General features: G+C 47.8%; 22 protein-coding genes and 1 riboswitch. Of the genes, 8 read left to right on the top strand and 14 right to left on the bottom strand.

Annotated features, from left to right (window positions below):
- Positions 1-524: 524 nt before the first annotated feature.
- From ACTTK6_RS13170 to ACTTK6_RS13160, 3 genes are all read right to left on the bottom strand, one after another.
- Positions 525-1,295, bottom strand: a complete 771-nt coding sequence (locus tag ACTTK6_RS13170; protein WP_094907499.1) for an anti-sigma factor — start codon at positions 1,293-1,295, stop codon at positions 525-527.
- Positions 1,285-1,848, bottom strand: coding sequence for an RNA polymerase sigma factor (locus ACTTK6_RS13165; RefSeq protein ID WP_079475001.1), 564 nt, complete (start codon positions 1,846-1,848; stop codon positions 1,285-1,287). Before ACTTK6_RS13165 ends, ACTTK6_RS13170 begins: the two co-directional genes overlap by 11 nt.
- A gap of 188 nt (positions 1,849-2,036) precedes the next feature.
- Entirely contained in the window at positions 2,037-3,314 is a 1,278-nt protein-coding gene (locus ACTTK6_RS13160; RefSeq protein ID WP_462833631.1) for an NCS2 family permease, read from the bottom strand.
- A 60-nt stretch (positions 3,315-3,374) separates the two neighbouring features.
- A riboswitch (purine riboswitch) is annotated at positions 3,375-3,472 on the bottom strand.
- Positions 3,473-3,601: 129 nt separating this feature from the next.
- Here ACTTK6_RS13160 and ACTTK6_RS13155 point away from each other — a divergent pair.
- Positions 3,602-4,492 (top strand): Cof-type HAD-IIB family hydrolase, encoded by an 891-nt coding sequence (locus tag ACTTK6_RS13155; protein WP_079474999.1) that lies wholly within the window; start codon positions 3,602-3,604, stop codon positions 4,490-4,492.
- Positions 4,493-4,545: 53 nt separating this feature from the next.
- On the opposite strand, the gene ACTTK6_RS13150 is transcribed toward ACTTK6_RS13155, so the two are convergent.
- Both ACTTK6_RS13150 and ACTTK6_RS13145 read right to left on the bottom strand, forming a co-directional pair.
- Positions 4,546-4,971 (bottom strand): universal stress protein, encoded by a 426-nt coding sequence (locus ACTTK6_RS13150; protein ID WP_379919682.1) that lies wholly within the window; start codon positions 4,969-4,971, stop codon positions 4,546-4,548.
- A 36-nt stretch (positions 4,972-5,007) separates the two neighbouring features.
- Entirely contained in the window at positions 5,008-6,459 is a 1,452-nt protein-coding gene (locus tag ACTTK6_RS13145; protein ID WP_462833630.1) for a SulP family inorganic anion transporter, read from the bottom strand.
- Positions 6,460-6,734: 275 nt separating this feature from the next.
- On the opposite strand from ACTTK6_RS13145, the gene ACTTK6_RS13140 reads away from it, so the two are divergent.
- The gene (locus ACTTK6_RS13140) at positions 6,735-7,376 is read left to right on the top strand and encodes an HAD family hydrolase (protein WP_079474997.1); all 642 of its coding nucleotides are present in this window, start codon (positions 6,735-6,737) and stop codon (positions 7,374-7,376) included.
- 40 nt (positions 7,377-7,416) lie between these two features.
- Here the strand turns inward: ACTTK6_RS13140 and ACTTK6_RS13135 are convergent, their stop codons facing one another.
- Positions 7,417-8,037, bottom strand: coding sequence for an HD domain-containing protein (locus ACTTK6_RS13135; protein WP_079474996.1), 621 nt, complete (start codon positions 8,035-8,037; stop codon positions 7,417-7,419).
- A gap of 160 nt (positions 8,038-8,197) precedes the next feature.
- Here ACTTK6_RS13135 and ACTTK6_RS13130 point away from each other — a divergent pair, with 160 nt between their 5' ends.
- The gene (locus ACTTK6_RS13130) at positions 8,198-11,431 is read left to right on the top strand and encodes a DEAD/DEAH box helicase (protein ID WP_462833629.1); all 3,234 of its coding nucleotides are present in this window, start codon (positions 8,198-8,200) and stop codon (positions 11,429-11,431) included.
- A gap of 206 nt (positions 11,432-11,637) precedes the next feature.
- Here the strand turns inward: ACTTK6_RS13130 and ACTTK6_RS13125 are convergent, their stop codons facing one another.
- From ACTTK6_RS13125 to ACTTK6_RS13095, 7 genes are all read right to left on the bottom strand, one after another.
- A complete protein-coding gene (locus tag ACTTK6_RS13125) occupies positions 11,638-12,783 on the bottom strand; it encodes a mannitol-1-phosphate 5-dehydrogenase (RefSeq protein ID WP_462833628.1) in 1,146 nt (381 codons plus the stop codon).
- A complete protein-coding gene (locus tag ACTTK6_RS13120; RefSeq protein WP_462833627.1) occupies positions 12,780-13,220 on the bottom strand; it encodes a PTS sugar transporter subunit IIA in 441 nt (146 codons plus the stop codon). Before ACTTK6_RS13120 ends, ACTTK6_RS13125 begins: the two co-directional genes overlap by 4 nt.
- Positions 13,221-13,239: 19 nt before the next feature.
- Complete coding sequence (locus tag ACTTK6_RS13115) at positions 13,240-15,333, bottom strand: BglG family transcription antiterminator (protein ID WP_462833626.1); 2,094 nt, start codon at positions 15,331-15,333, stop codon at positions 13,240-13,242.
- A gap of 12 nt (positions 15,334-15,345) precedes the next feature.
- A complete protein-coding gene (locus ACTTK6_RS13110; RefSeq protein WP_094907507.1) occupies positions 15,346-17,133 on the bottom strand; it encodes a PTS mannitol-specific transporter subunit IIBC in 1,788 nt (595 codons plus the stop codon).
- A gap of 303 nt (positions 17,134-17,436) precedes the next feature.
- Positions 17,437-18,423: an aldo/keto reductase gene (locus tag ACTTK6_RS13105; protein WP_094907508.1), complete on the bottom strand. Its 987-nt coding sequence runs from the start codon at positions 18,421-18,423 to the stop codon at positions 17,437-17,439.
- Positions 18,424-18,483: 60 nt separating this feature from the next.
- Positions 18,484-18,834, bottom strand: coding sequence for a n-acetylglutamate synthase (locus tag ACTTK6_RS13100; protein WP_079474989.1), 351 nt, complete (start codon positions 18,832-18,834; stop codon positions 18,484-18,486).
- 13 nt (positions 18,835-18,847) lie between these two features.
- Positions 18,848-19,303 (bottom strand): hypothetical protein, encoded by a 456-nt coding sequence (locus ACTTK6_RS13095; protein ID WP_079474988.1) that lies wholly within the window; start codon positions 19,301-19,303, stop codon positions 18,848-18,850.
- Between the two features lie 124 nt (positions 19,304-19,427).
- Between ACTTK6_RS13095 and thiT the strand changes: the two genes are divergently transcribed.
- The 3 genes from thiT to ACTTK6_RS13080 all read left to right on the top strand — a co-directional run bounded on the left by thiT (position 19,428) and on the right by ACTTK6_RS13080 (position 21,813).
- Positions 19,428-19,988 carry an energy-coupled thiamine transporter ThiT gene (gene thiT, locus ACTTK6_RS13090; RefSeq protein ID WP_233133170.1) on the top strand — a complete coding sequence of 187 codons (561 nt, stop codon included), beginning with the start codon at positions 19,428-19,430 and terminating at the stop codon, positions 19,986-19,988.
- 120 nt (positions 19,989-20,108) lie between these two features.
- Positions 20,109-21,152: an oxidoreductase gene (locus ACTTK6_RS13085; RefSeq protein WP_094907509.1), complete on the top strand. Its 1,044-nt coding sequence runs from the start codon at positions 20,109-20,111 to the stop codon at positions 21,150-21,152.
- Between the two features lie 118 nt (positions 21,153-21,270).
- On the top strand, positions 21,271-21,813 hold the full coding sequence (locus ACTTK6_RS13080; RefSeq protein ID WP_462833625.1) for an alpha/beta hydrolase: 543 nt from the start codon (positions 21,271-21,273) through the stop codon (positions 21,811-21,813).
- Between the two features lie 42 nt (positions 21,814-21,855).
- Here the strand turns inward: ACTTK6_RS13080 and ACTTK6_RS13075 are convergent, their stop codons facing one another.
- A complete protein-coding gene (locus ACTTK6_RS13075; protein ID WP_094907511.1) occupies positions 21,856-22,458 on the bottom strand; it encodes a GntR family transcriptional regulator in 603 nt (200 codons plus the stop codon).
- 180 nt (positions 22,459-22,638) lie between these two features.
- On the opposite strand from ACTTK6_RS13075, the gene ACTTK6_RS13070 reads away from it, so the two are divergent.
- Together ACTTK6_RS13070 and ACTTK6_RS13065 are read left to right on the top strand one after the other, a co-directional pair.
- Positions 22,639-23,532, top strand: coding sequence for an NAD(P)-binding domain-containing protein (locus ACTTK6_RS13070; RefSeq protein ID WP_462833624.1), 894 nt, complete (start codon positions 22,639-22,641; stop codon positions 23,530-23,532).
- Positions 23,529-24,956 (top strand): four-carbon acid sugar kinase family protein, encoded by a 1,428-nt coding sequence (locus tag ACTTK6_RS13065; RefSeq protein ID WP_462833622.1) that lies wholly within the window; start codon positions 23,529-23,531, stop codon positions 24,954-24,956. The genes ACTTK6_RS13070 and ACTTK6_RS13065 overlap by 4 nt, the downstream gene beginning before the upstream one ends.
- The last annotated feature ends 99 nt before the right edge of the window (positions 24,957-25,055 follow it).

The raw sequence follows: 25,055 nt of genomic DNA, 5'->3' as shown, positions 1-25,055 counted from the left end.
CTCCCCTCCTGTACATCTATACCCTGTCCCTTTTCCCGTTTACCAATATCTCATACATACCATTTTTAGCGCCCGCACACAAAAAGACTGCCCTCTGCGGAGCAGCCTGCCCAATAATCAATATTACGCTTCTTCGCGGCGGCGGACTCCTCAAAAGATAAACGTGTCCCGGAAGATAGTGCTCCATCTGAGGCCGCCGGCCGGAGTGGCCACAGACGCCATCATTTCCTCTAACATTCCCATATCGTCGTGGCCTTCGCGAGTGTGCAAAAGCAATTCCCGATGCTGCCGAAGTAATGATTGCAGCAGATGATAGCAAAGCTATGGCGGCGAGCTTCCAGTTGATGACATAAATGATTCTCCCTCATATTTAATTTCATTCAGCTAACGAAACAAATATACGATTGGATCATAATTTATGAATGTTTTGTGAATCATTATTTTTTAAGCTTAACCCCCTGCCATGAGCGCTTCTGACCATACAAAAAAAGACCGGAAAATTTTTCCGGTCTTTTCGCAATCCTTTAGGATAGTGGAGCTTCGAGCACCACTTCTCCCTGCGGAGCTTCATTGTTTGGCTGGGGTTCTTTTGTGATCGCTACAGCGTCCCAGTCTTCATTGACGGCATCTGAAGGCACAACTACGGAGCCAATACCACTTTCATTTGTAGTAAAGGATCCAGCAGGGACCGTCTGATCGCCTCCAACCATCCACACCTGATATACTTCACTATTCTCCAAATCTTCAAGCCCTTCTACGTGGACAGCCATTTCGCCCTGCTGCTCTGTATTAAGAAGCGTGACCGTTCCACTTCCCTGGGAATTTTCTGTTGCTGCAAATTCCTGGGAAGCAATCACTTCTCCCGTTTCCTGAGAAGAATTTTCAAGTTCTGACAGCGCGGTCTGCATTTCTCCGAGGTCCGAGGCCAGTTCTTCCCGTTCTTCTGAAGCCTGCTGCCACTGCGTGCCAAGATAGACGTTGGTTCCTATGGAAGCCAGCAGAACAGCAGCAAGTGCTCCGGCTACGGCACTCCATTTTCTTTTTGGTTTCGTCACCGTCACCTTCTCCTCCGGCTCCTTGCCAATGACATGCTCCATTACCCGGTTTTTCATGCCGGCCGGCGGGTCCTGAGGCTCGATATGCTGCGGAAATTCCCCCATGATAGCCTGCATTTCTTCAAGCTCCTGCTTCGCTTCATCATCCGTTTCGAGCCAGGCTTCAAATTCCTGTTCTTCTTCCTTGGTTAAAAGACCATTTATATAATCAAACAACCAGTCCTGTTTGTTATTCACCATAATCAACCCTCCGTTCCCTGGAGAGGTGTTCTTTTAATTTCTTTAAGGCAAGCCTGATCCGGCCCTTTACAGTTCCAAGCGGTATATCACAGGATTCTGCAATTTTACGCTGGGACAGCCCTTGAAAATAAAACAGGCGGACAATCTTTTGTTGTTCCTCTGAAAGAAGTGCTATTGCCCGTTCAAGCTCTTCATTATTTTCTTTCAGTTCCACCTGCTCCTCCACCCCTGTCGTTTCTTCTTTCGAATCCCTCGGATCCCATTCCACTTCCGGTTTTCTTCTGCGGAGGGCATCAATCGAGGCGTTGCGTGTAATTGTAAGCAGCCAGGACGAAAGAGAGCCTTTATCTTTCTGATAGACGGCACTTCCCTTGCCCTGCCATATTTTCATAAAAACATCCTGCATGATCTCTTCGGCTATTTGTTGGTCTTTAGTCATCCTGTAGGCAAATGAATAAAGCAGCCGCTCATAACGGTCATACAGAAGTTCAAGCGCTTCTCTGTCGCGCTCGCGTATGCGCTCATACAGATCGTTATCCGATAACTTCGACATAGGCCTTCTCCTTTTTTCAAAATGCTCGGGAAAAGCAGTATGTAATAAGCTTACGCAGCATACCCCCGTATTGGATCTCTTTTCCCCAGAAAAAATATGTGTAATTCTATGATGTATTCATATCCTTTATCTATCGTAAGCGTTTTAACCAATTCTGCCAATAAAAAAATCCCGCCAGGAAGGCGGGGTTAAACCATGTAGGTAAATACATAATGCAGGAAAAAGAGAAACGAAATAGCGTACATTACCGGAGAAACAGCTTTTGGACTTCCAAGCGCCATCTTCAGCAGCGGATAGGCTATAAAGCCAAAGGCAATGCCATCGGCAATCGAATACGTGAGCGGAATAATTCCTATAACCAAATAGGCCGGGAACCATTCCGAGGCATCGTCAAAGGAAATATGGCGGATCTCCTGTACCATCATCCCCCCTACAATAATCAGGACCGGGGCGATCGCGCTTTCAGGAATAAAGCCTAAAAGCGGTGTGAACAGAAGTGCCACTAAAAACAGCAGGCCAGTCACAACCGCCGTTAATCCTGTTTTTCCTCCTTCTGCCACACCTGCAGCACTTTCCGCTGCCGGTATGGTCGGTGAGGTCCCGAGAAACCCGCTGCCAAATGCCGTAACCGCTGCTGCCTGATAGGAACGCCCAAATTTTTCTTTTCGTTCGAGCAGTCCGTGCAAAAGCCCCATGCTTTCAAATACAACGATCATCGTCAATGAAAAAACTGCCGTCCAAAACGCAATAGACGACCAGGCAGAAAAATCAGCCGCCGTAAATACCGTGGTATAGGCACCAGTTGCTGTTACTGCCTCCCCAGCACCACCGCTGCTGATGCCAAACAGCCCCGCGACCAGAGAAATAACAGCAATTCCGATCAAAAAAGCACCTTTTACTTTACGGACGACAAGCATCAGCATAATTACCAGCCCGGCAATTGTCAGCATGGCAGCCGGGTCTGCCAGATTGCCAAGAGCCACGAATGTTTCTTCGTCTCCCTGGACGAGCCCGCCCTTTTGCAGACCGATGAAGGTTAAAAACACGCCAATACCGACTGTGATGCCCTGTTTAAGTGACAGCGGCACCGCCTGCGCCAGCCTGCCGGCAATCGGCGTCAGAGCCGTAATTAAAAACAGCACGCCCGAAAGGAGCACAATTGCAAGCCCCTGCTGCCACGTCCAGCCCATGCCGATCACGAGCGTGTACGCAAAAAAAGCATTCACGCCCATGCCGGGGGTTAAAATAATCGGGGCATTGCCCCACAGCCCAATAAGCAGGCACCCGACGGCCGTCACGAGTGCCGTAGCCAGAAGGGCAAATTCATAAGGCATTCCAGTATCCGATAAAATAGCCGGGTTGACGATTAATATATAGGCAATAGTAAAGAAGGAGGTAACTCCGGCCGTCCATTCTTTTTTTACGGTCGTCTGATGGTCCTCCAGCTGAAATAGTTTTTTTAGCATTTTTCATTCTCCTTTAGCTTCCCGTATATGATTTTAACCATAAAAAAGTGCCCCTGCGTGAACAATCACACAGAGACACGTAGTCGGGAAAATCGGCTCCCGGTAGAAACATCGAACCCAGTTCGTTCGATTATACGAGTCGTTTTTGTTTGTCAAATTTTCTTCCAATTAGGAAGTATAGCTTGTTCTGTTCATTTCGTCAACTATTATTAACTTCCCCCCGTGATTTCGTGTTATTCTGAAATTATAATTTGGACGCCCCAGGCGTTACATAAGAGGTGACTAAAATGAATGTAGTAGCAATTGATATGGATGGCACTCTTTTGCATTCAAAAAAATATATCTCCAAGCAAAACGCCCGGGCGTTAAACCGCCTGCGCTCCGAAGGGCACAAGCTCGTCATTGCGACCGGCAGAGGCATTGAAGACGTCGAGCACCTGCTTGAAGATGCTGGGATTGAAGCAGATGGCATTGTCTCGTTAAACGGGGCCATCGTCAACCGTGGCCACGCTGTCGTATATGAAAACGTGATGGAAAAGGAAACAGCGCTCCGCGTCGTACAGTCACTTGAAGACTTTGGCGTTTATTTTCATGTTTACACGAATAAAGGCATGTTTTACATGCCAAAGGGCTGGCAGTATTTTATGGAAGACGCTCATGAGCTCGTAAAAGAAGAAGACGACTATGAGGACCGCATGGCAGAATTTAAACGCAAAGAAGAATACAATACCGGACGGTTCCATATGCATCAGCTCCGCTCACTCGAAGACATCGAGGGCGAGGATGTACACGTTTATAAATTTCTGATGCTCTCTCCGCTTGAGGATAAGCTTGCTGCCGTCCGAAGCGCGTGGAAAATCCGCCAGGACGTTTCCATTACGTCTTCAGGCAGGGACAACCTTGAGTTTATGCACCCCAATACCGAGAAAGGCGCGGGCCTCCATCACCTGCGCATTCAGGCGGGATGGGAAGAAGCCTTCACGTTTGCGATCGGTGACAACTTTAACGACGTATCCATGTTTCGCTATGCTGATACAGCCATCGCCATGGAAAATTCCGAACAGGAAGTAAAACTGCTTGCTGATGAACAAACGAGCCATAATGATGATCACGGAGTCGCTCAGGCTGTATATGACTACGTGCTTTCTTCTACGAGGCGAAAAGCAGAACCCCGCTAAAAACATTCAATAAAAAACCGTCTGCTGCGGCAAAAAAGCCGCAACAGACGGTTTTATTTTACGACAAGCACCGGACAGTGTACGCGTTTCACAACTTTATGGCTGACACTGCCAAGTACCATGGTCTGCAGCTGGTTAAGTCCACGGCTCCCGATCACGAGACAGTCATAGGCTCCGTCGTTCGCAAAAGAAACAATCGTCGGTCCCGGCTCCCCGTGCTCGATATGAACCTCATAAGAAATCCCTGCTTCTTTCAGGTCATTCTCGAGATCTTCAAGCTGCTCCCGGCGCTTCATCTGAATAATTTCTTTGTTTCCGTAATGCAGCACGTCCGATTTGGATTGATCTTTATCAATAATATAAATAACGTCCAAATGGCCGTCCGGTACATTCTTTAATAGCTTTACCGCATGCCCTGAAGCACGGCGGGCGTGGTCGGACCCATCTGCTGCGAGCAATACTTTTTGGTACACAGACATCCCCCCATTAACAGTTCTGTATCCTTCACTTATTTCTTAGTGACCAGAAGACATTCCTTCCAGCTTGCGCATTAATTCCGAGCTTTCTTCGTTAATACCTGTAAAACGAACTTTAGTGCCTTCCTGTTTAAACTTCAGTCTGACTTTTTCAATCGCTTCGACCGCAGAGTCATCCCAGAGATGGGTTCGTGATAAATCAATTTCCACTCTATCGAAATTCTCTTTGTAATCAAAGCTCTTCACAAAGTCCGTTACTGAAGCGAAAAACAGCGGCCCGTCCACGCAATAGACACGCGTCATTTCATCTTTAATGGTTGTACTCACATGAACCTTTGAAATTTTAGCCGCAAAGAAAACAGCACTCAAAATAACTCCAGCAACCACGCCTATTGCAAGGTTGTGCGTGTAAACGACTGTAGCAACCACAACGACCATGACAATCGAGTCTGTTTTAGGTGCCTTCGCGAGCATAGGAAGCGAGCCCCAGTCGAATGTGCTGATCGATACCATAATCATGACGCCCGCAAGTGCTGCCATTGGAATCTGAACTACAAATCCCTGAAGCACGAGAATTAGGAAAAGCAGGAATACACCGGCAACAAATGCAGAAAGCCGGCCTCTCCCTCCTGATTTTACGTTAATCACCGACTGGCCGATCATAGCGCAGGAGGCCATGCCACCGAAAAAACCAGTAACAACATTGGAAATTCCCTGGCCGCGCGCTTCCTGGTTCTTGTTGCTTTCTGAATCTGTCATATCGTCTACGATAGTGGCAGTCAGCAGCGATTCCAGCAAGCCAACGACAGACAATGACAGTGCGTACGGCAAAATGATCATCAATGTTTCAAGCGTCAAAGGTATATCCGGAAGAAGAAAGACAGGGAAAGAACTCGGAAGCGTCCCCATATCCCCTACTGTACTGGCATTAATACCTCCAAACACGGTTACCATACTGACGACAATGATGGCTACGAGCGTGGAAGGCACGGCCCCGGTAAGTTTAGGAAAGAGATAAATAATTGCAAGGGCCATACCTGCCAAAACAAACGGCCAAAAACTATTTCCCCGGAAATGCTCTATTTGGGCAAGGAAAATCAAAATAGCGAGAGCATTCACAAAACCTACCATCACTGACCTTGGAATGAATTTCATCCAGCGGGCCAGTCCACTGAAACCAATCAGGAGCTGAATGATCCCAGTTAATACGGTGGTCGCAAGCAGATACTGCAGGCCATGATCAGCAACAAGCGTGACCATCACAAGAGCCATAGCCCCCGTTGCTGCTGAGATCATCCCGGGTCTCCCGCCTACAATTGAAATCATTACCGCCATACTGAAAGAAGCATAAAGCCCAACCTGCGGGTCTACGCCGGCAATAATTGAAAAGGCGATTGCCTCCGGTATTAAAGCGAGCGCAACGACAATTCCTGCCAGTACATCTCCTTTAATGTTTCCGAGCCACTCCATTTTAAGTTGTGAAAAATTCAAACTTTTTTCTCCTTTCTTTTTTTGTACTCTTTATCAATAGTACACGCGGGCATTCCGGCCTGTTTCGCGCCTCACGTGCTTTCTTTTTCAGGCTCTCATCTGTATGAAAGCCAACGTCACGAACCATCAAAGTGTAGCATATCACCTCGAATTTTCAATAGATCGCATAAAAGTTTTTTATGTAAACGCTCTCTCGCAACAGGCTTTTTCCGCTGATTGAAAATAGGAAAACTCGGGAAAACCAAATAGCGAGATATTTGTTAGGAGGAGTAATTATGTACGGTACATTTGTTTTTGATGTTGATGGAACGCTGATTAATACAGAGGACGCCCTTATCAAATCACTTAGGCGCGCTGTAGAGGAAACCACGGGGGAAATTATTGAAAACGAAAACCTGCGGCCGCTTCTCGGTATTCCCGAGGTGGAAGTTTTAAACCGGCTGGGCCTGCAGGGTGACGAGCGACGCACGGTCCAGGATAAGTGGGCCGCTTACCTTGAAGAAAATCGTTTTTTGATTGATATTTTCCCCGGCATCCAGGAGCTGCTTGAGGGACTGAATATTCAAGGATACCAGGTTGGCATCGTTACTTCCAAAACACGGGAAGCCTTTGACCATGAAATGAAACCCTTCGGGCTGCAGCAGTTTGCTTCCTACATTATTAGCGCCGAAGACACTACCCATCACAAGCCTTCCCCGGAACCGCTCCGGGCATTTATGGAAAAAAGCGGGACAGAGGCTTCCAATACTATCTATATCGGCGACACCCAGCACGACAGCGATAGTGCCGAAAAAGCGGGCACTGCTTTTGGTTTAGCCGGCTGGGGCGCCGTACATCCGGAAAACACCTCGCCGACGCTGCGGTTCGAACGCCCTGAGGAAATTTTGGAATATGTTACAAACGCCCCGTCATCCTAAATGTAGAAAGGGCTGTCCGAACATTCGGACAGCCCGCTTTTTATGCCTTTCTTTCCCATTCACTGTAAAACTCCTCTAAATAACTGACCATAAACCGCTGGCGCTTCGTAGCGATGGAAAGGCCTGTGTCTGTATTCATCATCCCTTTAAGCCGCAGCAGCTTATCGAAAAAATGCTGAATGGCGCTGTTTCTCTCGTTTCGGTACTCCGGCCGAGGGTCATGCAGCGGCTGATGGGTGTGCCCAGTGTAGGCAAAGGCCCGGGCGATTCCGATAGCCCCGAGTGCATCGAGGCGGTCTGCATCCTGCACCACTCTTCCTTCAAGAGTTTCTGGCGCCCGTTCATGGTGATGCCGGAAGGAAATAGAAGAAACAATCTGCATAATGTGCTGCTTTAATTCTTCCCCGGCTTCATTCTCCTCAAGCCAGCGCATGATTTTTTCTTCTCCGTCTTCCCCTTCCTTGAGAAGTTTTTCATCCCCTATGTCATGAAGCCAGGCTGCCAGGATGCATATATCAGGGTCTGCCCCTTCTTTTTCAGCGATGTCCCCCGCAAGCGCCGCCACCCGCTCAGTATGCCAATAATCATGTGCAGGGTCTGTATGGGCAAAAAACGCCCACGCTTCCTGTTTCGCTTCATAAATCAGCTGCCTGATATCCATAAGAACCTCTCCTTCCGACGATCTCTTTCTTTACATTATACCTGCTGCGACCGTTGTTGTATGTACTTTTATTCCCTTTTTCAAGTAGTAATATGCTAAAATACGGACAAGGAAAAACGTACGGAAGATAGTATTTCCAGCGTTGCAAGGAGGATGAAGATTGGCTTTATTTGCCCCGGACGCTATACGCCAGATGACCGATGAAACTACATATTTAGAAGGCAAACACCTGTATGATTTATATAAAATTGCCCACATGGCAGAAGAAACCTTGATGCATACTCGCCATATAGAAGCAGTCGTAAAGGATACTCCTTTTCCAGAGGACGTTTTTGTTGCTGTGGACGCCAGCTATACCATTCAGGAAATGTACTGTTCCTGCGACCGGTTTTATCATTCCTCTTCTGCCCCTTGCCGCCATCTTATTGCCCTGCTGCTTGAGGCCCCTGCTTCCACAGGGGCTCCGGCTTCACCCATTCCCGCTGTGCCAGACGGAAACGATACCGTGAAAGACCAGTTTTTAGAATACTTTTCGCCTTTTCAGTCACGCGTCGAAGACGTTGGGACTCAGATTCACGCTGACTTTCTGGTTTCTTTTCCTATTGATAACCGGAGGCCCGAGGTTTTGTTTCCTGTTGTCCAAGTAAAAATCGGAGAGAATCAGCGCTACGTAGTAAAAAACATCCACCAATTTATCGAAGCGATGAAAAATGACGCTCCGTACCGTCTTGCTCCTTCTTTGACCTTCGATCCTATGTACCACTACTTTTCAGAAGAAAATCTTCATGTTCTTCATCTGCTAGCTTCTATACTTCGTCAGGAAGAATGGGGGTCTTCTTATCAGGAGCAATGGACAGCCAGAAGCGGATCGAAAAAAGAGATGGCGGTCCCCCCTTATGCAGTCGAAACGCTTTTCAGCCTGCTTAACGACTGCCCGAACGCTTATATTACCGATGCATACGGAGAAAGGCCATGGACTGTAACCGAAAACTGGCCGTATTCATTTTATTTGAACTGCGAAAAGAATTCAGATGTATTGATTTTCTCCACATCCCAAAATGAAATGCCTTTTTTTGTCAGCGACAGTAGTTTTTGCTTATGGGCCGGGAATTTGTATTCCCCCGAAAAAGAACTGGCGCGAACGGCGGCTGCCTCCCAGCGGATGCTTATACAGGCACCAGAGAAGCGCCTCATTTTTTCGCAGCAGGAATTTCTTGACACCTTTTTACACTGGGGCGCTCCGTTAATGAACCATTGCTGCCTGGAAATAGACGGTGAGCTGCAGGGCCGCCTGCAGCTGGAGTCGCTGCAGACAATGTTATATCTTTCGAAGGGCCGAGGGGGCAAAATCGCCGGTGATTTAATCTACCGTTACGGGATGAAAGAATACAGCGCTTTTCGCCCAGGTACTGTTCCATCTTTCGAAGACCCGGACGTTGTACCAAGAGACCGGCAGCAGGAACATATACAGCTCCGCCGCCTGCAAAAAAAAGGCTTTATCCAGGAGAATGACCGGCTTCTGCTTTCGTCCCCTAAAAACATCATCGATTTTCTATCGAAGGATCTGGCTGCCTTGCGTCCGTATATGGATATTTTCATGAGTGAAGAAGTCGAACGTATGCTTATTCCCGGACAAAGCCTGTCGCTATTTTCCGATATTAATGTCGAGGAAAAATGGATGGAGCTGTCCCTCACTTCCTCCGTAACAGATGCTTTAGAAACGCCAGGAATCTGGAAGGCTCTCCAGGAGGGCCGGGAATTTTATAAAACAGAGGACGACCGGTTCCTTCCTCTCGATGATGACTTGCTGCAGCGCCTTGCCCGCGCCCTGCAGCAGATGCCAAAGCCGGACCAGACCGCAGTGAATGGATCGGTTCGCTACCCGGCCCACCAGGCGTTCAATTTGGACAAACATCTATCCGGTGCTGATCGCTGGCAGACTTCTCTTGATGTTGAGGATATGATTCAAAACATCCGGCGCGCTGCGGAAAACAATACAGCACTTGCGGAACCAGTGGACGTGGAACTTCGGGCATATCAGCACGAAGGCGTCCAGTGGATGAAGCAACTCGCTTCTTACCGATTTGGCGGTATTCTGGCAGATGATATGGGTCTTGGCAAAACGCTTCAGGCGCTTTGCTTTATCGCCACGGAGTGCATGGAGGCTCCCGGTGAAGCACCGTTCGTTATTATTGCTCCCTCCTCGCTTTTATATAATTGGAAAAGAGAAACGGAGCGCTTCTTTCCATCCTTAAAAGCCACTGTCGTTTCCGGCAGCAAAAAAGAACGCGAGCAGCAGATTTATCAGCAGAGCGATATTTTCATTACATCTTATCCTTTGATTCGCCGGGACGTGGAATGGTACGGAAAAACGTTTTTCCGAGGCATTCTGCTTGATGAAGCCCAGGCAGTCAAGAATACCAGCTCAAAAACGGCGAAAGCCATCACGCAGCTCCGCGGAAAATACTGCTTTGCCCTGAGCGGCACACCGGTAGAAAACAGACTCGATGAACTGCGGGCCATTTTTAGCGTGGTTATGCCCGGACTGTTTCCGAGCAAAAAGCTGTTCTCTTCATGGAGTCCGGAAGAAGTAAGGGACAGAGCAGCGCCTTTTATTATGCGGCGCACGAAAAAAGAAGTGCTTCAGGAGCTTCCAGAAAAAGTAGAGACCACAACGTACTGCGATCTGTTAACCAACCAGGCGGATATGTACAAAAAAACGCTGCAGAACGTGCAGCAGGAAGCTGGGACTCTGCTTGAAGAAGGTGCGGAAGCCAACCGGATGCACCTTTTATCGCTTTTGACACGTCTCCGGCAGATCTGCTGCCATCCTGCGCTCGTGCAACCCGATTACCAAAGCTCCTCAGGTAAGCTTGAAGAACTCGTGCGAATTCTTCATGAAGGGACGGCCAATGGCCAGCGGGTGCTTGTTTTTTCGCAGTTCACTTCTATGCTCGCTCTTATAAGAGACCGGCTGGCAGAAGAAGACATTGATTATTATTATCTTGACGGCAGCACGCCTGGAGAGGAACGGGTACGCCTAGCTGAATCCTTCAACAAAGAAGAGGGCCCGGACGTCTTCTTAATTTCATTAAGAGCCGGCGGCACTGGTCTTAACCTTACGGGAGCAGATACTGTAGTATTGTATGATTTATGGTGGAACCCAGCGGTCGAAATGCAGGCCGCAGACCGCGCCCACCGGCTCGGCCAGACAAAAACAGTACAGGTGATCCGCCTCATTACCCATGAAACCATCGAAGAAAAAATTCAGCACATGCAGGAGCAAAAACGTCACCTGTATGATCAGGTCATCACCGACGAACAAGCTGGTCTGCACACCCTAAGTGCAGAAGACCTCCGCCTGCTTTTAACCGGAAAAGCGCAGGAAACCTGACCAACGGCGCGGGATCTGGAAGAGGCTTCCCCAAAGGGGCTTTTCCCCCTTGGGGGACTCTGAAGAGACTGCCGCCGTTGGTTTCCGGAGCTGGACAGCGAAAAGCGCAGGAAACCTGACCAACGGCACGGATTCTGTAAAAGGTTTGTCTGGACATATAAAAGAAGCGGACCGCCCAAATGGACGATCCGCTTCTTTATTTGTTTCTACTCGGCCGGAAGGTGCCCGGCTACCAATTCCACCAGTGGGTGGTGGACGGGAAGCTCCGCGTAATGGCTTAAAGCTTCCTTGTATCCTTTCCGGTCAATTGTGTTCTGCAGTTCAACAGCCTCTCCGTCTTCAGGTACGTTAAACTGAAGAGCCGCGGCGATCACAAACGCCAGTGCCTCCGGTCGTTCCCCAGCCTCCTGCAGCTCTACCGCAGGGCGAACCAAACGGTCCTTTGGCCCGAGTTTCCGGATAGGACCACGACCGACGCGGGTTACCGGGTCGGAGAGGTATTCATTGGAAAACCGTCCTTTGATTTTTGCCTGGTATTCGTTCTGCTCTTTCTCTTTGAACCCGTGTTTAATTTGAAGCAGGCGCCCCGTCTCACGGATAGCCGATTCAAAAGCTCCCGAAACCTCAGGGTGGTCCATCGCTTCTTTCGTCGTTTCACACCCGTACAGGAAGCCTACGTATGCAAGCGCTGCGTGTCCGGTATTGACCGTAAACAATTTGCGCTCAATATACGGAGTCAGGTCTTCCACATACGTTACGGCCGGGATATCCGGAGTTTTCCCTTTAAGCGACGGTGCTTCCACTGCCCATTCCAAAAATGGCTCAACGACTACCTTCAGTCCCTGTCCCTCAGGCTGATTCGGCACAATACGGTCCACAGCGGCGTTGGCAAAGCCGGCAAAACGCTCGACTTCCGTTTTCTCTTCCTCCGAAAGCTGTTCCCACACAAATTTTTTCAATTCTGCTGTGCCAGCCACCATGTTCTCGCAGGCAATGACATTCACTGGGGCGGGGCTTCCATCAGCAATTTTTTGTTTTAATGCTTTCGCTATCACAGGAGCTACGTGCTTCAATACAGGCGGACCTACTGCCGTTGTGATCAAGTCAGCTTCTGCCAGCTTTTGTACAAGAGCCTCTTCCTCTCTTGCGCTGTGAAAAGCCTGGACCCCTGAAATAGTCTGGGCGGATGCCCCGTCTTCCGCGAGCTCCACCACATATTCACCTTTGTCCTTCAGCTGTTCGATCAGAGAGTCATTTACATCAGCAAAATACAGCTCATATCCTGCATCAGAAAGCACCTGTCCGATAAACCCACGACCGATATTGCCAGCACCTATCTGTACCGCGATCATGAGATTTCTACCTCTCCGATCACCTCAAGCAGCTCTTCTTTTGATGAAGCCTGAACCATTTTTTCGATGTTTTCCTCATCAGAGCATACAATGGCAATTTTCGATAAGATGTTTAGGTGTTCATCCCCTTTGCCGGCAATTCCAATCAGAATTCGCACTTCATTGCCGTCAAAATCCACTCCCTCCGGGACTTGAACTACGGACAGTCCGGAATGATCCACCCATTCACGCGAATCTTCTGTGCCGTGCGGAATAGCAACACCGTTTCCCATGAAGGTGGACGTTACTTTCTCACGCTCAAGCATACTATCAATATATTTCTGCTGCACGTAGCCATTGTCGACAAGAACGCCTCCTGCTTCACGAATGGCTTCCTCTTTTCCTGAAAGTGATACATTCATTTTCACATTTTCCTGCTGCAGTACTGGTTTAGTCATATGATTTCTCTCCTTCACCTTAATTTATTTTCCGTTTCAACCATTCCCGAAAAACGTCATCGATATGCTTTTGAATATCATCTTCTGTCCCACTCCTGAGGACATGCAGCCGATCCGGATTCATCAGCATCTCTTCACTGATAGTACTCATAAGTTCAAACACTTCTTTTCGGCCCTGTTCCGGGGCGAGCATAACGAGAATGCGGTCGACCATTGTTGACCTGCCATCCATAGCTGTCAGCTCCCGAGGCGTTTCGAGCTGCCACAGCGTCAGTGATGGTTCATTTACCTGGCTGCTTCGTGTATGGAACAGCGCCACGTTAGTTTCCGGGATCGCAAATCCCTTCGCCTGCTTCTCCCAGATTTCTTCTGCGATACTCCCGGCATGCTGAACGATATTTTCTTTTTTTATTTCATTCATGATCCAATGAACCGCCTGCTCCGCATTTTTGCCGCCGGCCACTTCTCGCATATAAAAACCATGGTACATCTGGACAGACAAATCTACACAAAACTGTATTTCGTATAAATTAAGCGATGATGTCTCATATGCTTCCTTCTGTTTTACTGCTACTGCAGCTCTGCTCTGCTGACGGTAGACGGAGTCCGCTGCCTGAAGGACTGCTCTTGTATCATCTTCATTTAAAAACGGATGAACGACTAAATGAGGAAGCGACTGTGGCTCCAATGGAATCGTAGAGATAATTAAGTCATAGCCGGCCATGTTCATTTCCTCAAGGTCCAGCAGGCTCACATTCTCAAGGTCTCCGAGTACGGGTACCTCTTTTCGCAGCCGGCTTTCAAGCAGCTTTGAAGAGCCGATGCCGCTCGAGCATACGACAAGCGCATGCAGAGGAGCGACAGCTTCTTCACGCTCCATTGCTGTTCCGAAATGAAGCACCAGAAAACCGACCTCGGCATCCGGAAGGTAGCTCTCCGTAAATACGATATCCGCTGCCTGACGAAGCTTCGCAAACAAATCGGCATAATTCTCTTTAATAGATTCCATCAATGGATTATGAATTCTCATATTTTCGCTTAGCCGGTACAGCGCCGGCTCAAGATGAGCGACCAATCCTTCGTACAGGGAACGATTCTTCCTCAGCGACTCTCCAGTTCGTTTTTCCATCTCCTGAATCAACGCTTTTGCTTTTATCGCCACGGGCAGATGATCTACTTCCAGCTGGTTTTCCACCGGCGTCCGAAGCTTGGCTCCCCGCAGATGCATCGTAATGTAGCCTATTTCCGCCTCGGGAATAGACAGCTTGAGTACACGCTCAAGCTTCTGAATAATAGCTTCTGCAATAGCAAATTCTTTTGTTTCGCGCAGATTCTCCATATAGTCGGCATTGATATCAATGCTTTCTCCTACAGAGATGCGCTCAATCGCCAGGGTCAAATGAACAATCAGACCGATATACGCACTGTCGGCAAAATTCTGCGGAAGCTGGTCCTGCATGTTGGACAGCACCTGCTCGACCGTCGACCAGTGATTTTCTCCCACCATCCCGAGCAGGCGTTCCGCCAAGCGGCCCTGTTCCGTCTGGACATTTCGTTCGTAGATGTGGTGCCTGATTGAGCTGAGCAGTTCTTTTTCTTCCACGTTTTCAGCAATCAAACTGCTCATTGCCCGGCGTTTGGCTGCTTCTGATCCCTGCACCTCTACTCCGTAGCCCCGGCGCCTTACAAGCGTGAGTGAAAATAGCTCAAGCCAGTCTTTGAGTTTATCCAAATCCTGGCTAATTGTTGCTATAGTTACTTTTAATTCTGCACCAAGCGCTGTCAATTTCACAGGCCCATCTGACTCCAAAACGAGACAGATCAGCAGGGTACGGCGTTCATCCGGCGTATATTCAATAACGGCAGGACGCTGGAGGCGGAGCCTGATTTCTTCAAGATCCTCCTCCGCCCCCTTAAGCCGCACACCGCTTCCCGTCCGTCTTTCGAGTTCAACCTGTTCGCCGGCAAGCCAGCCCCCCAGCTTATCAAGGTCCCGATGGATCGTCCGGGAGCTTACATTCATCTCTTCAGCTATTTCAGCCACTGGCTTCAGTTCCTGATGCTGCAGAAGATGCAGCAGCAATCCACGTTCCCGGCCGGTGAGATATTCCATCGGTTTCCCTCCTTATTCTCTTGTTTTCAGATCTTCGACTACTTCATCGTACTTGTCGCTTCCAAGGAAATTTTCCACCGATACGTGTTCAGCGTCCGGCCGTTTCTGCCGCGCCCGTTCGGTCAAATCCTTGTGCGTGATAATCAGATCCGCATCGTCTGGAATGTTGGAAATCGAGGTGTTCGATACACTAATGTCGAGTCCTGCTTTTTTCACCTTGTCCTTCATGACCGAAGCCCCCATGGCGCTCGAACCCATACCCGCGTCGCAGGCAAAGATAATTTTGTTAACTGGAGCTTTCGCTGTCGCCGCTCCAGCCGAGGAGCTTTCCTCCACGCCTTTTTTCTGCTTCAGGTCTTCGACTACTTCATCATACTTGTCGCTTCCAAGGAAGTTTTCCACCGATACGTGTTCAGCGTCCGGCCGTTTCTGCCGCGCCCGTTCGGTCAAATCCTTGTGCGTAATGATCAGGTCAGCGTCGTCCGGAATGTTTGAGATCGACGTGTTCGTTACGCCGATATCAAGCCCGGCCTTTTTCACCTTATCCTTCATGACCGAGGCTCCCATGGCGCTCGAGCCCATGCCGGCATCGCAGGCAAAGACAATTTTGTTAACATCTTTGTTTAAATAAGCGCCGGTTCCAGCTTCAGAAGCTTCAGCTGTTTCCGCATTGGAATGAAGTGCGGACGCTGCCGAGCTTTTCTTGCCTTTCATGCTTTCCATTTTCGCTGTGGATTCTTCAAGTGTTTCTCCTGTATTGGAGCTGAACTTAAGAATAATTGAAGCTACTACAAATGAAACCAATGCTGAAAGAAAAACCCCGCTTAAAACCCCAACAAGATCGCCGGGAGCCGCAAAGCCAGCCACTAGAAAAATACTTCCTGGTGACGGAACACTTGTAAGCCCTACATTAAATAGTGAAAATGTAAATACTCCAGTCATTCCTCCAGCTATAACTGCAAGGATAGTTAAAGGTTTCGACAGGACGTACGGGAAATAAATTTCATGAATACCGCCAAAGAATTGGATAATTATGGCACCTGGCGCAGAAGCCTTCGATACTCCAGCCCCAAATATTGCAAACGCAAGCAAAATACCTAAACCAGGGCCCGGATTCGGTTCAAGCAGATATAAGATTGATTTTCCAGTAGAAGCAACCTGTTCTGCCGCGATAGGACTTAGCACTCCGTGGTTGATAGCATTGTTCAAAAACAACACCTTCGCCGGCTCAATAATAATACTGGTTAATGGCAGAAGGCCTGTGTTAATTAAAAAATCTACTGCACCATTTAAAATTGTGGTCAATCCTTGAACGATAGGGCTAACAGCAAGTAATCCTAAAATAGAAAGTCCAAAGCCTATAATACCTGCTGAAAAATTATTCACTAACATTTCAAATCCCTGGCGGATTTTTCCTTCGACCAGCTTATCGAATCCTTTAATAGTAATACCGCCAAGAGGGCCCATCGCCATCGCCCCTAGGAACATAGGAATATCAGCACCAGCTATGACACCAATGGTGGCAACAGCTCCTACAACTCCTCCACGTACATCATGAACAATTTTCCCGCCGGTATAACCAATTAGCAATGGTAGCATATAAACAATCATTGGATCGACGAGTACAGCTAAATTTTCGTTGGGCGTCCACCCCGATTCAATAAAGAAAGCCGTGATCAGCCCCCATGCAATAAAAGCACCGATGTTCGGCATGATCATGCTGCTTAAAAAGCTGCCGAACTTTTGAATCCTTGAGCGGATGCTTTTTTTCTGCGGTGCACTTTCTGTTGATGCACTCATTGTGTTTCCCCCTTTTCAGGCCCAAATATATTAATGACAATAATGAAATAAATTCTGGATGAAATATGGACCATTTGATTTTAGTATTCGCTTACATCCTTATTTTATGGGAATTGCTGCGGAAACACAATTAAAGGAAAACACAAATACGACAGAATCAATGTTGACATGATTAAACAAGCAAGCCTGCCAGCCTCCGTCACCCAAAATTTTCTGTTTTATTTGGGTACTTGGCGCCGTCTTCTTCTCATAGTTCTTTAATTTCATAAAAAATACCGCGCCTAAGCGCAGCATTTTCATTTTTTATCTAGTCGGCGGGGCCATAAATTCCGGCCCTACCGGGTCTTTTACATGCTTATCCACGATTTCGTTCACGGCTTTCATATCCGTCTGGTCGAGCTGCCAGTTCATAATTTCCTCAATGCCGTTCATCTGGTCCGGACGACGGCCTCCCCACAGGGCTGTACTTGTTCCAGGCTGATCGAGCACCCAGCGGACAGCTAAATGAATCACACGCTTGTCGTATTTGTTCTGAACGTATTGGTCGAGTTCATTTACCGCCGCAATGTACTGCGGAAAACGGTCCTCCTGGAATTTCGGGTCCCCGTTGCGGAGGTCATCGCCTTCAAAAGTAGTGTTTTCCGACATTTTCCCGCTTAATAACCCGCGACACAGTGATCCATACAAAAGCGTGGAAATATCCTGTTTTTCAGCATATGGAAGAAGATCTTCTTCAATGCCCCGTTCAAAAATGTTATACGGCGGCTGGATAACATGAACCGGCGCTGTTTTTTGAAATTCTTCAAGCTGGGCAACAGTGAAATTACTGACCGCTATTGCCCGAATTTTCCCGGCGTTGAGTATTTCTTTCATCGTCCCTGCCGTTTCAGACATATCTGCTTTGGGGTCCGGCCAGTGCACATGGTAAATATCAATATGATCTGTCTGCAGCCGCTGCAGGGAATCATCAATTTCGCGTTGGATCCGGGCGGCTGTGCCGTCCCGGAACATGCCCTCATCATTCCAGTTCATCGCGCACTTGCTTGACAGTACGACGTTTTGACGTTTATTATCCTGCTTTAACGCTTTTCCGACAATTTTCTCTGATTCCCCGAACCCGTAAGCAGGAGCCGTATCTACAAGGGTGATGCCTTTATCAAGCGCTGCATGTATTGTTTCAATTGACTGCTGTTCATCCGTTCCACCCCACTGAGTGCCGCCAATCGCCCAAGTGCCGAGCCCTATCCGGGAAGGTTGCAGGCTCGTACCGCCAATGGAAGTATGTTCCATATTGAAAGTCTCCTTTATATGCTGTGTAGTCAGACTTCCTTTTCCTCCTGGGCAAACACTTTAAACCGTTTCGTTTGTTACTTCCTCTACGATAGACGTGCCCTTTTCGCTGCTTTCATCCTGCCACTGCCACTGTTCGTGCAGGCGGATTCGTCCGTCTTCCAGCATTTCCGGCCTTGAGTAACATTTTCCGCCCCGGATGCTCCAGTCATCGTTAACATGGTTATAGCGAAATTCCAGATCACCATTGTCGTACACTTTTCCAATTAAAACACCGGATACGACTTCGCCTCCAGAATAATGTGCCCGCAGCACTGATCCTTCCTGCTCGTAATGAAACACGGTCTGCCCCGACACTTCCCCGCCACTGCTGTTCTCTACACCTGCAAACTTTCTGCCATGATAGTTCACTGTTTTTCCTCCTCTACTGCCCGAGCGAACGGGCCAACTGATTTGAAAACATAATGACCGCCAAAAAGAACGGACCTGAGCCTGCCATGATCCAGGCAAGCGTCTGTGCCTGGACAAACTGGGATACGAAAAATGACATGGACGACGCCATTGTCACAACCACAAAAAAGCCGTCCAGCTGGTATGCGTAAATAATCGACACTCCGTAAAAAATGCCAAGAAAACCGAAAAAAAACGTACCCAGAATTGGATACAGAATATGATACTGGTACGACTCCACGAGCTTCAGCAGCAAAACCCCAACCGTGGAACCAAGGTACGTACATACCGCCAGTAAAAAGGCCAGATTGGGAAACAGCTGTACCTCTCCCAATATAATAGTATAAAAAATGAACAACAGAAGGGTCACTGTACATGCCGCGCCGCTTCCCTTCAAATACTCCTTCAGCATATCTGTCGATGTGTCCATGCAACCCTCTCCCTGTTTTTTCCTTGTTTCATAATTATATCAGACAACCCCCCTCGCTTGGCGTTTCTTTCTTTTTCCTATTATGCTAAGATAGTATCGGTAATTTCTAGGGAGGTGTTCATTGTTGGAGAGGGGTAAACGTTTAGCAATTATGATAGAAACAGCATTCATGGCCGCGCTCTCTTTTATTTTAGGATTTCTTGAATTCGGCGGACCGTGGCTCGCTGGCGGTTCGATTTCTTTTATTATGGTTCCTATTTTTTTGATGGCTTTCCGCCGTGGCTGGAAAGCGGGGCTTGCCACCGGTTTTCTGGCTGGAATGCTTCAGCTTTTGCAGGGAGCGACAATCGTCCATCCCGTTCAGCTTGTACTTGAATATCCGATCGCCTATACGGTGCTCGGCTTTGCTGCAATTTTTACGACCCACGCTGTATTCCGGGAGCGCATCCCGTATCTTCTGATGCTTATCGGCATTGTTTCTGGAGCCCTGCTGCGGTACATTGACCATTTTGTATCGGGCGTTATTTGGTTTGGAAGCTATGCACCGGAGGGAACGCCTGTCGTGGCGTACTCAGCACTTTACAACGCTTCATATTTGATTCCACAGACTATCATTACGGTTATTATTCTGTTTGTTATCGCAAAATACCGTCCGAAATTTTTCGATCAGCCAAAATGGAAATAACATGCTTATACGAACTATTTTAAAGCGGCAGGCGAACTGCCGCTTTTTCTATACGGCGACGTTTCCTTTTCAGGACGGAAGGGAAAAGTTTATTAATAACTTTTGAGGAGGTCGTCATTCATGAAGGCAATCAATACGGCAATTATCGCTTTTGGTTTTTCAGGCTCAGTATTTCACACACCTATTATCGAAAAAAGCGATCATTTTGATATTCGTCTTGTATCATCCTCCAGCGCAGAAAAAGTACATGAACGGCTTCCCGATGTTGAAGTTACCTCAGAAGCTGAGGAAGCCTGCCGCCGGGAGGATATTGATCTTGTTATCATTACAAGCCCAAACACGACACATTTCCCCTTGGCTAAAGCGGCGATTGAAAACGGCAAGCACGTTGTACTCGAAAAGCCCTTCGTACCTACATATGAGGAAGCCGTAGAGCTTACTAAACTTGCCGAAGCAAATGATGTTGTTTTGAGTGTTTACCATAACCGCCGCTGGGACGGCGATTTCCTAACGATCCGCTCTTTAATGGAGGCAGGAGCACTCGGCGACGTCCATACTTTTCAGGGCACCTGGAACGATTATGCCCCGGAAGTGGAAGGCCTCTGGCGCGAACAGGATCTCCCTGGATCAGGGACCTGGTTTGATTTAGGCGCCCATTTTATTGATCAGGCGCTTGAACTGTTTGGTATGCCGGAAACTATATTTGCGGATTTGGAAACGCAGCGGCCGAACATGAATAATACCGATTATTTTCATGCCATTCTCGGTTACCCCAACCAACGGGTTATTCTACAGTCCAGTTTTCTGGCAGCCGGAGAAGTGCCGCGGTATATTGTACACGGCACAAAAGGCAGCTTCGTGAAATACGGGGCCGACCCTCAGGAGGAAATGCTGATGAATGGCAAAAAGCCTGGAGACCCGGGGTGGGCTCTTGATGAAGAAGCTTATTACGGTACGTTTACCGATGCCTATGGCGGAACGGAAAAAATACCTACGCATGCGGGTTCTTATGAAACCTATTATGAAAAACTGGCACAAGCCATTACAAAAGACCGCAAAAATCCCGTTCCAGCTATTGAAGCGAGCAGAGTCATCCGCCTGCTTGAACTTGCCGAAAAAAGCAATTGGGAAAAACGCGTGCTTTCGGTTTCATTTAACAATTAAAATATATTCGTAATCTCTCTTTCGATCGCCCTGCAGCCCCCGCCTGATCGAAGGAGAGATTTTTATTCTTGGCGAAAAAATAACAAATAAAGGAGTAATTACGGTAAAAAAACATGCTTTGTTCATTCACAGTGCAGGGCCACAGGGGCCAGATCAGGGAAGCAGCGGCCTTTCTTTTTATTTGCAGAAAGAGCTTAGCAAAGATGTTCATTTCTTTCACCCGTCTATGCCTGCTCCGGAAAACCCACAATATGTCCTGTGGAAAAAACAGATCAGCTTAGCGCTGCAGAGACTCAGCGGTGAGGTACTGTTAATCGGACACTCTCTCGGAGGATCTGCGTTATTGAAATATCTTTCAGAAGAATCGTTATCTTGTACAGTTTCAGGATTGTTTATTATTGCCTCTCCTTTTTGGGGCCGGAGTCCGGAGTGGCAGCTGGAGAATTACACACTTCATGCAGATTTTGAAAAGGCTCTTCCTGCCCTTCCCTATATTTTTCTTTATCACAGCTTTAGGGACAACGTGGTCCCCTTCTCCCATCACCAGGCTTATGCACGAAAGCTTCCCCAAAGCATACAGCGTATTCTTCCGGGCGAGGAGCATTTATTTTCGAAGGGGCTTCCGATACTTGTGAAAGACGTTAGAAGCCTGCAGCTTTAGCTTTTTTAATCCCTTTGTCTTCCAGGTTTTAAAATCTTAGCATCACCATGAGTGAATGGAAAAATCCAGGTCCTTCTTCAAGTGACTCTTCATTAACCACTCTGCCTGTTCTTCTTCGTGATTTCGGATCGCTTCCAGTATTGCCTCGTGTTCTTCAATCAGGCGCGGCCTCTGATGATACACCACTGTTCGGCGAAAAAGAAAAATAACCGACTGCATCCGGTCGATCGTGTCGATTAAGACATCATTGTTACTTGCTTTGACAATAATGTCATGGAATTCTTTGTTTGCGTCCATAATTTCCTCAGTTTTTCCCCTTTTAGCAGCCTCCACGCATTGCTGCAGATCTTCAATCTGATCAGGGCCCATATAACGGGCAGCCTGGCGGACAGCATAACCTTCAAGTAACATCCTCACATCAAACGTGTTCATCAAATCTTTAATGGTTGGATTGATGACGCGTTTATCTTTAATTAATCCTTCCTCTTCAAGCTTGCGCATGGCGTCTCTCACCGGCGTCCGGCTGACCCCCAGTTCGTCCGCAAGCTTTACCTCTGTTAATTTTTCCCCACGTTCATATTTTTCCTCAAATATGGCATCCCTGATTTTTTCATATGCTGCATTCGAGGCGGTGTACTGCTTCATTGTGTCGTCCCTCTTTCTTCGAAAATCTCTGTCATTATTATACCTATTTCCTGATAAATAAAACAGCTAATTAGTTGATGTATACATAAATATAAATAATGTGTACAATAATATTTATTGAAAGCCTATCATTTAAAAATAAGTTTTCACCCAATTATCTAATCGAAGGAGCGACATTATATGAATATTGGACAAATTGGTTTAGGTATTATGGGAGCACCAATGGCCGAAAACCTTTTGAAGGCTGGGTTCGCGCTGAAAGCTTTTGATATTCAGCCTTCAGCCAGAAAACGGGTGACAGAAGCAGGAGGGGAATCCGTCGATGCTGCCGGGGAAGCAGCCAAAGACAGCGACATTATTATTACGATGCTTCCGACAACAGCCATACTCGATGAAGTAATAATAAAAGATATCCTCCCAGTCATAAAAAAAGGGGCAATAGTTATTGATATGAGCTCCGTATCTCCAGTGGATTCCAAACGTTGGGCGGAGAAGCTTGCGGAAAAAGAAGCAGCCTTTCTGGATGCCCCGGTAAGCGGCGGCGAACCAAAAGCGATAGATGGGACGCTCTCCATCATGGCCGGCGGGGATGATCACTCCTTTGCTGCTGCTTACCCGGTTCTGCGTGCTGTGGGAACAGATGTCACCCATGTTGGCGAAGTCGGCTCCGGATCGACAACGAAGCTTGCTAATCAAATATTAGTAAATGTGACGATGGCTGCCATGTCGGAGGCAGTGCTCCTCGCTTCTAAAGCAGGGGCGGATATTGATAAAGTATACGAAGCTATCCGCAATGGTTTAGCCGGAAGCAGTGTCCTTGACGCAAAAATACCGAAGATTCTTGAACGGAACTTTACCGCAGGCGGACGAATTGATATTAATTTAAAGGACCTGTCCAATGTACTTCAAACAGGCAAATCGCTGGGGGTTCCGCTGCCGCTTGCCTCCGACGTGGCTGAAATGTATGAATCCATGGTTGCTCATGGCAAAAAGTCCGACGATCACAGCGGCGTACTCCAGCACTACGAAATGCTTGCGAACTACACTGTACCACAAGGAGGTAAACACAGGTGACACAGATAAGTAATTATATTAACTCTTTGCCTGCGTATGATGAAAATAATGTCGATGCTTTCTTTACGGAAGCGGCCAGAAATATGCCTCACAAAATTATTTCCCTCGACGATGATCCGACAGGTGTGCAGACAGTTCACGGCGTGCCAGTGTATACAGACTGGGAGGAATCAACTATCCGTGAAGCGTTTGATGACGAACGACAGCTGGTGTTCATTCTTACAAATTCACGCTCTTTCTCTGAAGCCGAAACTATTAAAGTGCACACGGACATCGCAGAGCGTATAGCGCGTGTCTCTGAAGAAAAAAACCATCCGTTTCTGCTGATCAGCCGGGGCGATTCCACTCTTCGGGGGCACTATCCACTCGAAACAGAGGTATTAAAAGACACCCTTGAAGCACAGACAGGAAATACGGTCGACGGAGAAGTCCTTCTTCCCTTTTTTGAACAGGGCAATCGCCGTACTGTGAGCGACGTGCACTATATTCAGCAGGGAGAAGCATTTGTACCCGTGGCAGACACAGAATTTGCCAAAGACCGGATGTTTGGATTTGTTTCGAGCCACTTAGGCGAGTATATCGAAGAAAAAACGAATGGAAGGTACAAAAAGGAAGACGTTATTTCTATTTCTATCGATGAGCTCCGGGCTCTGGACTTCGAAGCGATCGAGGCTAAACTCGAAGAGGCATCTGCATTCCAGAAGATTGTCGTGAACGCTGTCAGTGAAACGGATGTTAAAGTCTTCTGCACTGCCCTGTTTCGTGCCGTTCAAAACAGGAAAAGCTTTTTATTCCGGACAGCCGCCACGTTTACAAAAGAAATTGGCGGAATCACCCGCAAACCTTATTTAGACGCGAATGGTCTCTTTCGTGAGGAGAGTGACAATGGCGGCCTGATTATTATTGGTTCCCATGTTAAAAAATCCACAGAACAGCTCGAAGTCCTGCAGCAATTAACTAATATACAATTTGTGGAATTTCAATGCTCTTCAGTGCTGGACGAGGAATCGTTTCAGGCGGAAACCCGCCGTGTTCAACAAATAGTGGATGACTCTATCACACAGGGAACTACGGTTTGCGTCTACACTTCCCGGGAACGCCTTGATTTAGGGGAGCACAGAAAAGAGGAAGAACTGGCACTGTCCGTAAAAATATCCGATGCTGTCACAAATTTTGTAAAAAATGCTGCTCATCAGCCGGCGTTTGTGGTCGCCAAAGGCGGCATTACGTCAAGCGACGTGGGAACGAAGGGCCTGCTTGTAAAAAAAGCAGAAGTTCTCGGGCAGATCGCCCCTGGCGTGCCCGTCTGGCAGACAGACGACAAAAGCCGGTTTCCGGACATTCCGTATGTAATCTTCCCGGGAAACGTAGGGGAGCAGGCTACGCTAAAGCATGTGGTACAAACCTTACAGGGGCGAATATAAAAAAGCACCGGCGGGAGTTTAGTGAAGTGACCTAAATAAATGAGACAGATAAAAGCACCTCTCACGTCGTATTCGTAGTAGGATCGACAGATGGAGGTG

This window comes from Marinococcus salis (genome assembly GCF_054971365.1).
Note: the sequence above shows the minus strand (reverse complement) of the source record. Positions and strands in the feature narration are given on the sequence as shown.